This is a genomic window from Cytophaga hutchinsonii ATCC 33406 (assembly GCF_000014145.1).
Taxonomy (GTDB): Bacteria; Bacteroidota; Bacteroidia; order Cytophagales; family Cytophagaceae; genus Cytophaga; species Cytophaga hutchinsonii.
On record NC_008255.1, the window covers coordinates 1,477,889 to 1,492,493 of the forward strand.

General features: G+C 37.4%; 13 protein-coding genes. 10 read left to right on the forward strand and 3 right to left on the reverse strand.

Annotation, left to right across the window (positions count from 1 at the left end; translation table 11 throughout):
* Window positions 1-19: 19 nt before the first annotated feature.
* Window positions 20-703, forward strand: a complete 684-nt coding sequence (locus CHU_RS06165) for a response regulator transcription factor (protein ID WP_011584653.1) — start codon at window positions 20-22, stop codon at window positions 701-703.
* Window positions 704-726: 23 nt separating this feature from the next.
* On the opposite strand, the gene CHU_RS06170 is transcribed toward CHU_RS06165, so the two are convergent.
* Together CHU_RS06170 and CHU_RS06175 are read right to left on the reverse strand one after the other, a co-directional pair.
* On the reverse strand, window positions 727-1,596 hold the full coding sequence (locus CHU_RS06170) for a hypothetical protein (RefSeq protein WP_011584654.1): 870 nt from the start codon (window positions 1,594-1,596) through the stop codon (window positions 727-729).
* An 87-nt stretch (window positions 1,597-1,683) separates the two neighbouring features.
* A complete protein-coding gene (locus CHU_RS06175; RefSeq protein WP_011584655.1) occupies window positions 1,684-1,920 on the reverse strand; it encodes a hypothetical protein in 237 nt (78 codons plus the stop codon).
* Between the two features lie 151 nt (window positions 1,921-2,071).
* On the opposite strand from CHU_RS06175, the gene hisC reads away from it, so the two are divergent.
* The 6 genes from hisC (at window position 2,072) to CHU_RS06205 (ending at window position 7,401) form a co-directional block, all read left to right on the forward strand.
* A complete protein-coding gene (hisC, locus tag CHU_RS06180; RefSeq protein WP_011584656.1) occupies window positions 2,072-3,118 on the forward strand; it encodes a histidinol-phosphate transaminase in 1,047 nt (348 codons plus the stop codon).
* A gap of 21 nt (window positions 3,119-3,139) precedes the next feature.
* A complete protein-coding gene (gene hisB / locus CHU_RS06185) occupies window positions 3,140-4,258 on the forward strand; it encodes a bifunctional histidinol-phosphatase/imidazoleglycerol-phosphate dehydratase HisB (protein ID WP_011584657.1) in 1,119 nt (372 codons plus the stop codon).
* Between the two features lie 122 nt (window positions 4,259-4,380).
* Window positions 4,381-4,962, forward strand: a complete 582-nt coding sequence (gene hisH, locus CHU_RS06190; protein WP_011584658.1) for an imidazole glycerol phosphate synthase subunit HisH — start codon at window positions 4,381-4,383, stop codon at window positions 4,960-4,962.
* Between the two features lie 50 nt (window positions 4,963-5,012).
* Window positions 5,013-5,735, forward strand: coding sequence for a 1-(5-phosphoribosyl)-5-[(5-phosphoribosylamino)methylideneamino]imidazole-4-carboxamide isomerase (hisA, locus tag CHU_RS06195; protein ID WP_011584659.1), 723 nt, complete (start codon window positions 5,013-5,015; stop codon window positions 5,733-5,735).
* Between the two features lie 106 nt (window positions 5,736-5,841).
* Window positions 5,842-6,597 (forward strand): imidazole glycerol phosphate synthase subunit HisF, encoded by a 756-nt coding sequence (gene hisF, locus CHU_RS06200; protein ID WP_011584660.1) that lies wholly within the window; start codon window positions 5,842-5,844, stop codon window positions 6,595-6,597.
* A gap of 66 nt (window positions 6,598-6,663) precedes the next feature.
* Complete coding sequence (locus CHU_RS06205; protein ID WP_011584661.1) at window positions 6,664-7,401, forward strand: prephenate dehydrogenase/arogenate dehydrogenase family protein; 738 nt, start codon at window positions 6,664-6,666, stop codon at window positions 7,399-7,401.
* A gap of 123 nt (window positions 7,402-7,524) precedes the next feature.
* On the opposite strand, the gene CHU_RS06210 is transcribed toward CHU_RS06205, so the two are convergent.
* On the reverse strand, window positions 7,525-8,808 hold the full coding sequence (locus CHU_RS06210; RefSeq protein ID WP_011584662.1) for a citrate synthase: 1,284 nt from the start codon (window positions 8,806-8,808) through the stop codon (window positions 7,525-7,527).
* A 577-nt stretch (window positions 8,809-9,385) separates the two neighbouring features.
* On the opposite strand from CHU_RS06210, the gene CHU_RS06215 reads away from it, so the two are divergent.
* From CHU_RS06215 to CHU_RS06225, 3 genes are read left to right on the forward strand one after another with little or no spacing between them, the layout of a single operon-like run.
* Window positions 9,386-11,596, forward strand: a complete 2,211-nt coding sequence (locus tag CHU_RS06215; RefSeq protein WP_238379356.1) for a CHU_1276 family cellulose-binding protein — start codon at window positions 9,386-9,388, stop codon at window positions 11,594-11,596.
* A 24-nt stretch (window positions 11,597-11,620) separates the two neighbouring features.
* A complete protein-coding gene (locus tag CHU_RS06220) occupies window positions 11,621-13,432 on the forward strand; it encodes a CHU_1277 family cellulose-binding protein (protein WP_238379357.1) in 1,812 nt (603 codons plus the stop codon).
* Window positions 13,433-13,452: 20 nt separating this feature from the next.
* On the forward strand, window positions 13,453-14,595 hold the full coding sequence (locus tag CHU_RS06225) for a hypothetical protein (protein WP_011584665.1): 1,143 nt from the start codon (window positions 13,453-13,455) through the stop codon (window positions 14,593-14,595).
* Window positions 14,596-14,605 lie beyond the last annotated feature (10 nt).

Genomic DNA, 14,605 nt, shown 5'->3' on the forward strand with positions numbered 1-14,605 from the left:
ATAAAAAACTAACCGTATTATGTTGACTAAAAAGATTAAAGTTTTTATTGCTGATGATCATGAAATATTCAGAGATGGTGTACGGCAGCTGATCTCAAATGAATCGGACATGGAAGTTGTAGGTACCGCTTCTTCAGGTGAAGAGGCGTTGGAACTGCTTAAGGATAACCACGCCGATGTTGTTATCATGGATATCCGCATGTCAGGTATGAATGGTTTGGAAACAAGCCGTGCTATTCTTAAGAACGACAGCAATACGCATATTCTCTTCTTCAGCTTATATGATCGGGATGATTATGTTGTGACCGCACTGGAAATGGGTGCAAGCGGCTACATACTAAAAGATACCAGTAATAAAATATTTCTGAAAGGCATTCGCGCCGTTTCAAACGGACAGTTTTATTTTACAGGTGATGTTACGGATGTATTGATAAAAAAATACAAGGAATTAAAAGACGTGAAGAATACGCCTGAAATATCATCAAGCTCTATTCAGTCTTCGTTATCTAAAAGAGAATATCAGATTTTAAATAGGATCCGCGAAGGGAAAACGAATAAAGAAATTGCGGAAGAATATAATTTAAGTGTGCGTACGGTTGAAACACACCGAATGAATATTCTCCGGAAATTTAATGTCAGCAATTTTGATGAATTGATAAAAAATACCGATGAGGTATTGGGGACAGAAGGGAATGAAGAATAATAAGTAACTTGGCGTATGTGTTTTTAATGAAGCTTATACGCCATTTTACTTTTAGAATAGTCAATGAAATAATAATTACCGCTTATAAAACCGCTTTTAGGAAATTCTTCACCGTTATGAAGGATTTCAATATCATTCAGTTTTATAGGCATTAAGATTGTTTTTAAAAATTCAACTTCGCTGGAAGAAAAGGTTTGTCCGATTTCAACCGTTGCGCCATTCGCAATGTCAATACGCAGATCCTGAACAAATGGTATTTTTAATTTGGTATGAATGCCATTATCATCCGTAGTATGAATGACAAGTGCATTTTTATTTCTTGAAATATGCTGAATATTTTTTTCAATAAAAGAACAGATAGTAGACTTCTCAATCTTATTCAGGTTAGGATCTTTTTTGTAAATCAATGAAAATTCTTTGCCGGAAATATAATCCCCGTTTTTAAATGTATTATAAAAATTCGTTAACCGTATACGGGCATTGGCAGAATAATTCGGATGAAAATCTGCTGCTGTTAGTTCTCTGCCGATTATTTTTTTTACAGGAAGGTCAGTTATCCTGTCGATCGGTGTATCACCGTTTTTTGTCTTAGCGGTTGTGGCTGTAATAGTTGCTGACCTGCCTGTAATACGGGTTCTGTGTTGTAGTGTATGTGCATGCCGTTCACTTGAAATACTGCTGTCCCATACCGCGCTTCCTGAACTGGATTTTTCCGGAATGTTGCTGGAGGAAGAGGAATCTCTTTCAAATTCTACGTCTTGAAAAGAAGTGTTATCTATCGTGGAATCATAAACAATCGGTAAGGTATCATACGTGTTGTAAAAATAAAACCCAACACACAGACATAAGATTGAAAATGCCAATAAAAAAAGACGTGTTTTTTTTGAAATCATAAAGCTTAGAAGAAGCCCTGCTATAAAAACAAAAAGACTGGCTTACGAATAATACAGTCTTTTTTGATAATTATAGTAAGGATATTTTTAGCTGAGTTTATTGACTGATTTAATATCCTGAATACGAAGCATGTTTTTGTAGACGCGTTCTACGTCGTTTTCTTCTGTTTCAAATTCAATCGTGCATGTAGCATCTAGATTGTCAGCTTGTTTGTAATTTAAGCTGATAACCGAAAGACCTCTTTTACGGATCGGCAATAAGATACGGTCAATGGTTTCAGGAGAGTGATGACACTCAATTTGCCAGTTATTTCGAACTTTCATGGCTTTTTTTACTTGGGTTGCTATTAATAACTACTAACAAATATAGCTATAAATTTAACTTTTTTTATATAAAAGACGATTTCATTTAGCCTTGTGGGTGTCTTCAATCTATAAATTTCGTAGTTTTACAGTTTATTAGATAATTAATAGAATGGCATTTTCATTAGATTCGATTTTAAGGGATAATATTAAGAACGCAAAGCCATATTCTTCTGCAAGGGATGAATATAAAGGGACGGAAGGCATCTTTTTAGATGCAAATGAAAACCCATATGGTTCTGCCATACAAAAGATGGTTAACCGGTACCCGGATCCATTACAACGTGATGTTAAAACAGCTTTGTCTGCACTTAAAAACGTTTCTGCTGAACATATATTCTTTGGAAATGGCAGTGATGAACCGATCGATCTATTGATACGCGCCACCTGTCAGCCTGGTAAAGACAGTATCCTGATCTTGCCTCCCACATACGGTATGTATGAAGTGAGCGCAGGCATTAACGATGTAGATATTATTTCTGTTCCGCTTACAAAAGCCTTCGACCTGGATGTTGACGCAATTCTTGCTGCTGTAAAGACTCATACAAAAATCATTTTCATCTGTTCGCCTAATAATCCTACAGGCAATCTGATGAGTGAAGATAAAGTGAAACGTATTTTAAACGCATTCTCCGGAATTGTTGTGGTGGATGAAGCATACATTGATTTCGCCGATACAAAAGGCTTTGTGCCCTTATTGGATCAGTATCCGAATATGGTGGTACTGCAGACATTTTCCAAAGCATGGGGAATGGCAGCGTTGCGTTTAGGTACTGCCTTTGCATCCAAAGAAATCGTTTCTGTGCTGAATAAGATCAAGCCGCCATACAACATCAACCTGTTAACGCAGGAAGCAGCATTGGAAGCATTGCAGAATGTTTCTGTGAAAGATGAGATGGTGTACAAAATATTAAAACAGCGGGATTGGTTGCGTGAGGAATTAAGTAAACTTCCTGTTTGTCTGGAGTTATATCCGTCCGACGCGAACTTTATATTGATGCGTACCGCGGATGGGAAAAAAGTGTATGATTACTTAGTTGAGCATATTGTAATCACCAGAGACCGTTCAAAGATCATTCTATGTGAAGGTTGTGTGCGTATTACAGTAGGTACAGAGGCGGAAAATAAACGTTTGCTGGATGTTTTAAAAACATATTAATTCCATTAGAAATTTATAGATATGAAAAAGAAAGCATTATTTATCGATCGGGATGGAACCATCATTACAGAGCCCGCGGATGAACAGATTGACTCGTTAGAGAAACTGGTATTTCTTCCAAGGGTATTAACAGCACTGTCTAAAATTGCTGTTGAAACAGATTACGAATTGGTAATGGTTACCAATCAGGATGGCTTGGGCACAAACTCTTTTCCTGAAGAGACCTTCTGGCCGGCACAGAATAAAATGTTGAAAACGCTGGAAGGTGAAGGCATTGTATTCAAACGCATTCACGTAGACCGGTCTTTTCCTAAGGACAACCTGCCGACGCGCAAGCCGGGTATTGGCATGCTTACTGAATACATGAACGGCACGTATGATCTTGAAAATAGTTTCGTAATCGGTGATCGCGTAACGGATGTGCAGCTTGCTAAAAATTTAGGAACAAAAGCGATTTATATAACACCGTCTACAAAGGCCCTGGATTGGGGACTTGGAGAATTGAAATATGCACTTGCTACAGATGACTGGATGGAAATTTATAAATTCCTGGTAAAGTCTGAACGTATAGCACGTGTTAACAGAAAGACAAACGAAACAGACATTACTATTTACCTGGATCTGGATGGTGAAGGTAAAGGTGTAATGAATACAGGTCTTGGTTTCTTTGATCACATGCTGGATCAGCTATGCAAGCACTCCGGCATAGACCTGTCTGTTGAAGTGAAAGGTGATTTACACATCGATGAACATCACACGATTGAAGATACCGCTTTGGCACTTGGTGAAGCATTTCTGCTGGCATTGGGCTCCAAGCGTGGAATTGACCGTTACGGCTTTCTATTGCCGATGGATGAAGCACTGGCTCAGGTAGCCATTGATTTTTCAGGCAGAAGCTGGCTGGTATGGGATGCGGAATATAAACGTGAGAAAATCGGAGACATGCCTACAGAAATGTTCTTTCACTTCTTTAAGTCGTTTTGTGATACAGCAAAATGTAATTTGAATATTAAGGTTGAGGGGGATAACGAACATCATAAGATCGAAGCAACATTCAAGGCATTTGCAAAAGCGATTAAAGCAGCCATCAGAAAAGATCCTGCGAATACACGTATTCCAAGCACTAAAGGAGTATTGTAGGATGCGACTTGTTAATTGTGTGTATAGTTTGCCGTGGTTGTGTCTTTTCGACCAACCACCTAGCCAGCAAGTGATTGGTCGAAAAGACACAATCACGGCAATTTAGCTTATTACGTAAAAAAATGAAACTAGCAATAGTAAAATACAATGCGGGTAATATTCAATCCGTCATATATGCGTTAAATCGTTTAGGCATTGAGCCTGTATTGACAGATGATGTAGATGAATTGAGATCTGCAGATAAAGTATTGTTTCCGGGTCAGGGTGAAGCATCTAATGCGATGAATTACCTGCGCAGCAAAGGACTGGATCAGGTGATTAAAGATCTGAAACAACCGGTGTTTGGTATTTGCATCGGTCAGCAGCTATTGTGCGAACATTCAGAAGAAAACAATACAGATTGTTTGGGAATTATTCCTGCTAAAGTAAAGAAGTTTCCTCCTTTGGATAAAGTACCCCAGATCGGCTGGAACACGGTTACAGAATTGAAAAGCCCTTTGTTTAAAGGGATAGCAGAAGAGAGCTACGTGTATTTTGTACATAGCTATTATGTAGAGTCAAATGCGTATCAGATAGCAACAACAAATTACATTCTCCCGTATGCGTGTGCCCTGCAGAAAGATAATTTCTACGCGGTACAGTTTCACCCGGAAAAAAGCAGCGACGTGGGAGAACAAATATTGAAAAATTTCATAGAGTTGTAAGGAATGAGTGCGCATCTTTACACTTTACACGTAAAACGTTACATTTCTAAATGATACAGATAATTCCCGCAATAGATATAATAGATGGCAAGTGTGTGCGGTTAACACAGGGCGATTACAATCAGAAAAAAGAATATCATTCCAATCCGGTTGAAGTAGCTAAGATGTTTGAAGATGCAGGTATTCAACGCTTGCATTTAGTGGATCTGGATGGTGCAAAGAAAAAACAGATCGTTAATTATAAAGTACTTGAAAATATAACCGCTGCAACAAAATTGTCAGTAGACTTCGGAGGCGGTCTGCAGTCAGACGAAGATCTTAAAATCGCATTTGATGCAGGTGCCAGACAAATTACAGCAGGTAGTATTGCTGTTAAAAATCCGGAAAAAGTTCAGCATTGGCTGACACAGTTTGGTAAAGAATGCATCATTCTCGGAGCAGATACTAAATCAGGAATGATTGCTGTACATGGCTGGCAGGAAACATCTGACCTGAGTATTCAGCAGTTAATGAATCAGTTCATACCCTTTGGTATTTCATATTCCATTTGTACCGATGTCGCAAAAGATGGTTTGCTGCAAGGCCCTTCGTTCGATTTATATAAACAATTAAACGAAGAATTTAAGCAGATTAACTGGATTGCCAGCGGCGGTGTCGCAGAGCTTGCTGATATTGAAAAGTTAAACGATATGGGTATCTATGGAGTAATTGTTGGCAAAGCTTTCTATGAAGGAAGGATAACATTGCAGCAATTAGCGCAATTCAATGCGTAAACGTTCTTTATTTAACTGCTTTTTGTGGTTGGATGAATTATAAATAGCAACATGAAATTGATCCGGATTTCTTAAAACGTAATACATAAAACTTAATACTTAAAACGTGCTTACAAAACGTATCATACCTTGTCTGGATGTTAAAGACGGAAAAACAGTAAAAGGAGTAAATTTCTTAAACCTGAGAGATGCCGGTGATCCTGTTGAATTGGGCGCTTTGTATTCTCAGCAAGGGGCAGACGAACTTGTATTTTTAGATATCACAGCTACATTGGAAAAAAGAGGTACACTGGTTGAACTTGTTAAGCGTGTAGCACAACATATAAATATTCCCTTCACTATTGGCGGTGGTATTGGTTCCATTGAAGATGTGTCCGCTTGCCTGAATGCCGGTGCAGATAAAGTTTCTGTAAACTCTTCTGCAATTAAAAATCCCGCATTGATTGATCAGTTGTCTAAGGAGTTTGGTAATCAATGTATCGTTGTTGCAATCGATACCCGAAACGTTGGGGGAATGAATCTGGTTCATTCACATGGAGGCACAAAACCTACAGACCTGGATACGATTGCATGGGCGAAAGAGATGCAGGAACGTGGCGCAGGAGAATTACTTCTCACGTCAATGGATAAGGATGGAACCAAAGCTGGTTTTGCAAATGAATTGACAGCATATATATCTACACATGTTTCCATTCCCATCATTGCATCAGGCGGTGCCGGTACGATGGAACATTTTACAGATGTATTTACACTCGGGAAAGCAGATGCTGCCTTGGCTGCAAGCATTTTCCACTTTAAAGAAATTGCTATACCTGAATTAAAATCATATTTATCCGGAAAAGGGATTCATATGAGAAAGTAATAGATAGAATTGTATCGTTTTATTTTTTTATTCGTATAACGTAGCGTTATACATTACACGTTAAAAATGCGCACATTAGGAATTATTGGTTTTGGTGGTTTTGGACAGTTTATGGTGAAGCATTTGCAACCCTATATTTCTGTGACCGTTCATGATTTAACAGATCTCTCGCATATTGCCGCTGAACACAAGGTAGAGTGGGGTACATTGCAGGAAACTGCATCTAAAGATATTGTCATACTTGCAGTGCCGGTTCAGTTTTTAGAATCCTTATTGCTTGAAATTAAAGACTATCTAAAAGCAGAAGCACTTATTGTAGACGTTTCTTCTGTAAAGGTAAAACCCATCGAATTAATGCTTAAGCATCTGCCGCTGACTGTAGATATATTAGGCACACACCCGCTGTTTGGTCCACAAAGCGGTAAGAATGGGATTAAGGGGCTGAATATGGTTGTTTGTCCTGTGCGTTCTAAAAAAATGCGTGCAATAACCCATTTTTTACGTAATGTCATTCAATTGAACGTGCTTGAACGTACACCGGAAACACACGATAAACAAATGGCCTATGTACAGGCATTGACACATTTCATCGGCAGATCAATCAATGAAATGGATATTCCGGATGTAGAACAAAAGACACCCGCATACCAGTATCTGTTAGATATAAAAAGAAATTTAGGAGGCGATTCCATGGATCTTTTTTTAACGATTGAATTGGAAAATCCATATGCAAAAAAAGTACGTGAAGAATTTATGGGCGCGTTGAAAAGTCTGAATGATCGGTTGGAACACATTAAAAGATAGAAAGTACTAAGTATATAGTATTAAGTACAAGTCGTTTCATAATTAATATGTCAATTTAAATATAAAAATGAAGTCCCGCTATATTTAGCGGGACTTCATTTTTTTTCTACTATGTACTATGTACTATTTTCTCTTATCAATACTAACGTAATCTCTTTCTGTATAACCTGTGTAGATCTGTCTTGGTCTGCCGATAGGTTCTTTAGCATCTCTAAGTTCTTTCCACTGAGCAATCCAGCCCGGAAGACGGCCGATAGCAAACATAACGGTAAACAAGTCGCTGCGTAAACCTAACGCTTTGTAAATAATACCAGAGTAGAAATCGACGTTTGGATATAATTTGCGTTCTACGAAATATGGATCACTTAGCGCGGCCTGCTCAAGTTCTTTTGCAATTTCTAATGCAGGATCCTTTACCCCTAATTTATTTAAGATATCATCACACGCTTTTTTGATGATTTTTGCACGCGGATCAAAGTTTTTATAAACTCTGTGTCCGAAGCCCATTAAACGAACTTCTTTTGTTTTAACCTTGGCGATATAATCTTTAGTAGAAATTCCTGAAGCTTTTATTTCTTCAAGCATTTCAATTACTTCCTGGTTTGCACCACCATGTAGCGGCCCCCACAGTGCGTTGATACCTGCAGCAATAGAAGAATATAAACTTGCATGCGCAGAACCTACAATACGTACAGTTGACGTAGAGCAGTTTTGTTCGTGATCAGCATGCAGGATAAATAAGGTGTTTAATGCTTCAACAACAACCGGGTCAAGTTCAAAATCTTCATTGGGCTGGCCGAACATCATGTATAGGAAATTTTCACAGTATCCTAATTTTGGTTTCGGATACATTAATGGCTGACCTTTAGAATTTCTGTATGACCATGCAGCAATTGTTGGTAATTTAGCCATCAAACGTACAATTGTCATATCAACTTCATCATCATTAGCTGTTGGATCAATTGAACCGGGATAATAAGCGGTTAAAGAACTTACTGCCGAAGATAAAACCCCCATTGGGTGAGCAGATGACGGAAAACCATCAAATACCTTTTTAATGTCTTCGTGAAGGTTTGTGTGTTTTCTGATGCGTTCTTTGAAATTCTCTAATTGAGATGTAGTCGGAAGTTCACCGTATATAAGTAAATAGGAAACTTCCAAGAAGGAAGCTTTAGAAGCAAGCTGCTCAATAGGGTAGCCTCTGTAGCGTAAAATACCTTGTTCTCCATCTAAAAATGTAATAGCACTTTTGGTAGCGCCAGTGTTTTTGTAACCAGTATCTAAAGTAACATAACCCGTCAAATCTCTAAGTTTCGCAATATCAATTGCTTTTTCGCCTTCAGATCCTTCAATTACAGGGAATTTATAACTTTTACCGTCTAATATTATTTCCGCTTCCTTCGACATGATATTTAGTATATATTTAATTAGATTGATAAAACTTTTAACTCTTAAAAATACATATGGATTGTTAAATTATAAAATATTGAAGGGTAAAATATTTCATATTCCCGATAAATATAAATCATTTTACTTTTTATGATTTGAAATTCAAGAGAACCTTGCAATACCTGCGCAACCATCAATCTAAAAAATTGAATTTATTTCTAATTCTGATTTTTTATTACATTATTTATATTGCATAATAGCGGTTATATGTAAAAAAGGAAGGTTAATATTTTGTTACTTTTAGTATATTTTATTGTCCTTATTAAATAATAAACATTTTTTTCAGGTGGTAATAGGGTAGTAAAAGCGATACATTGAATGGTGATTTAATTATTGTAATCTATTTATAATTAAATATTTGGTTATTTGTTTATAAAATTCTGAAGGAATGTTGTAGATTTATAAGATTTAATTTGTATCCTTGTGGGATTTTAACGTCCGAAATAATACATCAAATGGATTTTAAGGTTAATCAAACTAATTAAACAAGAAGTTAAACAATATGTCTAAAAGCATGCGAGTAAGGGTTCTTACATTGCTCCTAGTTTTAGGTTATGGCAACGTTTCGGCGAGCAATCATGGAGATAATGATAGTGCTCGTGTTACGAATTACACGCCGGTTGCAACTTCAACATCTGGTAAAAAATGGTTCACATTTTCACCCGCGTTGAAAAGTTCTGCATATCAAACCGAAGAATCTGGAACAAAGCAATATAAGAGATGGACTGGTTTAAAGTATTCCGGTTATATCAGATCTTATAATCAGTTTCGAACAATGCCGCAACATAACCCATTGGCTCCGCAAGCCGATCAGTTATTAACGGTAAATGGTCTTGACATTGTAAACAGAGTTTACACAGGTTATCAGGAACCAATGTTCTTATTACGTTTGGAAGGTACTCCAACCGCTAAAACCTGGTTCCAGATTGAGTACTCATTTGATAATCAGATGATGGGTATCATTCGTGAGGACAGCATAGCCAATCAGGTGCCTGGTATCGGGCAAACAACCAACCGCAGAGCGATGGTATATCGTATCATGCAATTTAAAGGATACGCAAACACCAAAGTAGGGGATTTTACCCTGGTTGCAGGTGGTGGTGTAAACTGGGCAAAATTAAGTCCGTTTACATTGGCCAACTATCAGTATCGTGATGATATGTTTGAGCGTTATCCGTGGCAGCCGGAAGGAAATTCATTTGGTTCATATACACGTTTTTACAACGAGCAGAACATTGCCCGTGATCAGCGTTGGGGAAATACAGGTACGCAAGGGTTTATGTTATCCGGTAAAAATTTACCTAAAGGATTTGGTTTTACATTCATTGTAGGTAAGTCAGATAACTCAGGTGGTTTCCAGACATATTTAACTAAAACACCTAAAAACTTAATTGCTATACGTGTTGACAAATCTATAGGCGTACATAAAATCGGGTTAAACTTCTTTGATCAGTTCGGTACTTATGATAACGTTGGCTTCAGATTAGATCCAAGATACGATGCAACAGTTGATCCGCACTACTTAGGCTCTAAAGTAAGACAGCAGATTATTACAGCAGATGGCAAATTCAATTTTTCTAAATTCAAGATCTATACAGAAGTTGGTATAGGCCGTTTCCAGGATGGTTTATTTACGGATAGAGATTACGAATTGCTATTCAATAAAAAACAGGAAAAGGATTCTATTACAGGCTTGAACTACAACTGGAACAATCCATTAAAAGCACACTGCTTTAACTTCCAGTTTGATGTATTAAAATCATGGTTTGGTGTACCGCTTTCAGCTCAGGTATTCTCCGTTAGAAAATCCGTTGCAAACGTAAACAGTGAGTCCTTAAACACGGCAAACAACCACACGGTTCCAACACCAACAAACATCAATACAAACAATGATATCACTGTTTTCCCGGGAGCAATTTTAGATGTTGGTCAAATGGCTAACAACAGATGGGGAACAAACATTAAGCATGAAAGTGCTTATGGTAAATTGAAAGTATCAGCTGCATGGGCGTTCAACAAAGAATGGGAAGATGTTTCAGGTTTATTTTCAAACAGAGGTAACAGTATCTCTTACTGGCACCAGACAAACTCATTCACTACATCACGTTTTACATATTTCCAGAAATATGCAGGTCCTTACCAACGTAATACCAGCATCTACAGAAGAGTATATGAATCGTATGGTATCACAGATACGGTAGTTGATTACTTGAAAATGTATCAGACACTTAATTTGAATTTAGCTTATAAGTTGAAATTCTTTGGTCGTGATTTGATCTTAAATAACTTCAATACCTATAACTCGGTTACAGATGATAACTTTAACCCGATCCCTGTATTTACAGACAAGGCGTTCCTGAGAACATTCTATGAAGAGTTAATGGCATTCTACAACATCCATCCTAAAGTAACACTGGTAAGTTTTGGTAGCTTTGAAAAAGTAACAGGTAATAACCGTGTTGAAAAAGCATACACTACTTCTGGTACTACTGCACAAGGAATTGAATATTCTCCTGGAGATGTAATCAAAGATATCTATAACAACCCGATCCTGAGTACTACATCCGATCAGGGTGCAACAGTACAACAGGTAAGCTGGGGTTATGGACTTGGAATCGATTACGATTTCTCCAGCAGAGCAGGCCTTTATGTTCGAAACAGATGGTTTGGTCAGAATGATAAAAACTTCACCCTTAACAAGTACAAAGGGATGGAAACAACAGTTGAATTAAAAATATTTTTCTAAAATATATTAGTATAGATGTCAACAATGGGAACATTTGCTAAAAAAGTTCTAATACTAGCAGCAATGACTGCTGGTACGATGATGGTTTCAAACGCTCAGGTAGTTTATTGGAACGGATTAGGTCGTGCGTTAGTAACAGGAAGTTACTTAAACGGAAATATCTTAAAGCCTTATTCAGATAGTACTGATCAGGCAAATATTGTTACTCAATACAAAGATTCAACATCTGCGAGAAAATCAACAGATGGTTACACGATCTTTGATTTGGGTGTAAATGCTCAGCCAAATGAAGCATTAAGAGCCAGTGCAACATTACGTTTGTCTAACAGCTTTGGTGGTTTCTACGGTGATGGTTCTCAGTTTATCTTCCGTCAATTACGTTTAGACGGTATCATAGGCAAAAAAGTGAAATATGAAATTGGAGATATTGATCTAGAATTGAGTAAGTATACCATCTTCAACTCAAATGAAATCTACAATGATTATGAATCAGATATCATTGCGCAACGCAGAAGTGTGGTAGAATACGAAAACTTCAACTTCGGTAACAAATGGCGTTTACAAGGTGCACACATTGAAACAGGTCTTCGTTTCGAACAAGGGATTGAAAAGCTTGGCTTACGTGCATTTGCTACAAGAAACAGAAGATACACACCTTCAATTACACCGGATCGTTATATGATGGGCGGCAGAGTTGAATTGGTTCAAAGCAGAATGTTACAGGTTGGTGGTAACTACGTGTACATCTTTGATGCTGCAGGTACGGTATCATCTCCGGGTTTAACAAATCAAAACCAGGTTCTAACTGGTGACTGGAAAGTAACACACTACATGGATAAAATTGATTTGTCTTTCTATGGTGAAGCTGGTAAGTCAAACAATAAATATGCAGTTATTGAAAAAGATTCTGTTAAAACAGATGATTATTTCTATGATTTAGGTTTATCTGCAAAATATAAGCCGTGGTTATTGAAGTTGTTTGTTAACTACAGAAATGTAGGCGCTGATTTCTTCAGTTCCGGAGCACAAACAAGAAGAGTGAATGATTACGGTTATAACGGTCCTCATGGAAACAATACATTAGGAATGTTTGATCAGGTTCAGAACAATGCTGTTCAAAGAGCAACAATAGGTGGAGCTACGTTACTTGATTATGTATCTGATCAGAACCTGCGCAACCTGAATTTGAAAAATACACTTATGGCATTTAACCCTGCCTACAACAACATTACTCCTTATGGCCAGGCAACAGCAAACCGTAAAGGTTTAACAATAGGTGCTTCATTGGGTAATGCTGAAAAAGTAGTAAAAGCAGATTTCGTTGCTGACTTATTATCTGAAGTTGCTTCTCAAGGCGATACCGTTGATAATGCTTTACGTAAATTTACTGGCTTAAAAGGTGGTGCTATGGTTAACATACACAAGTTGTTACGTTTTGAAAAGAACATAATATTTACTGCCGGCGCACGTTATGAAAAAACAACACGAGGTGGCGTAAGTCCGGTTGACCTTCAATCTACGTTAATAGATTTAGGTTTAACAGTTGAAGTTGTTAAGAACCTTGACCTTATCGGTGGTATTAAGACAATCACAGCAAAAGGAAATGAATATATCTATGTACGAAATGATTTCAATCAGATCAGAACAGATAATCCGTTCTCAAATTACAAACTTGATCAGTCTCAGTTCCTGTCTACGTTCGGTGCAAGATACAGATTCAGCAAAAACACCTACTTTACAGTTAATGGAGTAACACAGAGTGTTAAATTTGATGATGCATCTTACAACAACTATAAGATCAATCAGATTTTCTTTAACTACACAATGATATTCTAATTTTAATAAAAATTAAGAACATGAATATATTCAAACATAGTTTGTTTGCTGTAGCCCTTTTAATCGGTATAACTTCTTGTAAAAGAAGTTATACCGATTCTAAAGTGGTTGGCCCGACAAACATAGCTGCAAGTGAAAATTTCTCTTGCGGGGCGTTAACTACTTCATTTGGTACATCGGCTGATTTTACACTCCCGATTCCGAAATTCTTCATTGCAACGTTTCCTGAAACAGTTACCTGGAAAATTGAATTGGAAGGAGTAACTTCTAAAGCTACTAAAACGATTGCAGGTACATCATCTGCGCTAAATGTTTCAAATGCTACATGGACAGGTAATCACGATGGACTGTACTTTTTTGAAACAGGAGAAACCGTTGTTGCTAATTTAATTATCAGCGGCAAGCAAGGTGTATGTACTTCAACGACATTTACTATTGCTGCAGAAAAAGATTATACAGTTGCTACACCAACATTTATGCTGGTAAATGCGGGTTCTAATTTTGAAACTGCAATAGGATATCCAGACCAATTCAGCATTTTTCCTAGTGGCGGCACGGATGCTCCTGCTTATAAAGTTCAAAATGATTCTATACGTGCCCCGGAGGGCGTGCAGTATATGCGTCTGGAAGGTGTGTCTAAAGAAGCAAACGGGTTCTTTGTTGGGGGATTACAATCCAGAAGAAACGGTGGTGCTACTGTTTATTTCTTACCACCTGCATGGACAGATCCTAATCAACTTTATCTGAATATTTATGTAAGAGGTATTGAGAACCTGCCTAAAGATAACCTTCCTTATGCAACCTTAAACTTTGAATGTCAGGAAGACGATAGAATGGATGGAAGTACAATCGATAATTGTACATATTATGCTAATAAGCCCTCTAATACAAACACGGATAATTTCTGTCCTTCATCTGAAGATTCATGGGTATTTAAAATTCCTGTTAACCATATTGGCTGGAAATTATTCTCCTGTAAATACAGTGATCTGTTACCATCAGAAGATTTTGCAAACGGTGGTTTTGGAAACAGAAAATTAGAACCGCAAAAAATTGCACGGGTTCAATTCGGTTTAGTTTCAAGCCCTCCGTTTAACAGAGTATCCGTAGATATCGATTTTGCATGCTTTACTTACGGAGCTCCATTAGATCCGCATAAATAATTTAAACACT

What these genes read in the sequence shown, in the direction of transcription:
- CHU_RS06205 (WP_011584661.1), top strand. Translation starts at nt 6,664, where the DNA reads ATGCGCACATTAGGAATTATTGGTTTTGGTGGTTTTGGACAGTTTATG.
- CHU_RS06170 (WP_011584654.1), bottom strand. Translation starts at nt 1,596, where the DNA reads ATGATTTCAAAAAAAACACGTCTTTTTTTATTGGCATTTTCAATCTTA.
- CHU_RS06225 (WP_011584665.1), top strand. Translation starts at nt 13,453, where the DNA reads ATGAATATATTCAAACATAGTTTGTTTGCTGTAGCCCTTTTAATCGGT.
- hisB (WP_011584657.1), top strand. Translation starts at nt 3,140, where the DNA reads ATGAAAAAGAAAGCATTATTTATCGATCGGGATGGAACCATCATTACA.
- CHU_RS06175 (WP_011584655.1), bottom strand. Translation starts at nt 1,920, where the DNA reads ATGAAAGTTCGAAATAACTGGCAAATTGAGTGTCATCACTCTCCTGAA.
- hisA (WP_011584659.1), top strand. Translation starts at nt 5,013, where the DNA reads ATGATACAGATAATTCCCGCAATAGATATAATAGATGGCAAGTGTGTG.
- CHU_RS06210 (WP_011584662.1), bottom strand. Translation starts at nt 8,808, where the DNA reads ATGTCGAAGGAAGCGGAAATAATATTAGACGGTAAAAGTTATAAATTC.
- hisC (WP_011584656.1), top strand. Translation starts at nt 2,072, where the DNA reads ATGGCATTTTCATTAGATTCGATTTTAAGGGATAATATTAAGAACGCA.
- CHU_RS06165 (WP_011584653.1), top strand. Translation starts at nt 20, where the DNA reads ATGTTGACTAAAAAGATTAAAGTTTTTATTGCTGATGATCATGAAATA.
- CHU_RS06220 (WP_238379357.1), top strand. Translation starts at nt 11,621, where the DNA reads ATGGGAACATTTGCTAAAAAAGTTCTAATACTAGCAGCAATGACTGCT.
- hisH (WP_011584658.1), top strand. Translation starts at nt 4,381, where the DNA reads ATGAAACTAGCAATAGTAAAATACAATGCGGGTAATATTCAATCCGTC.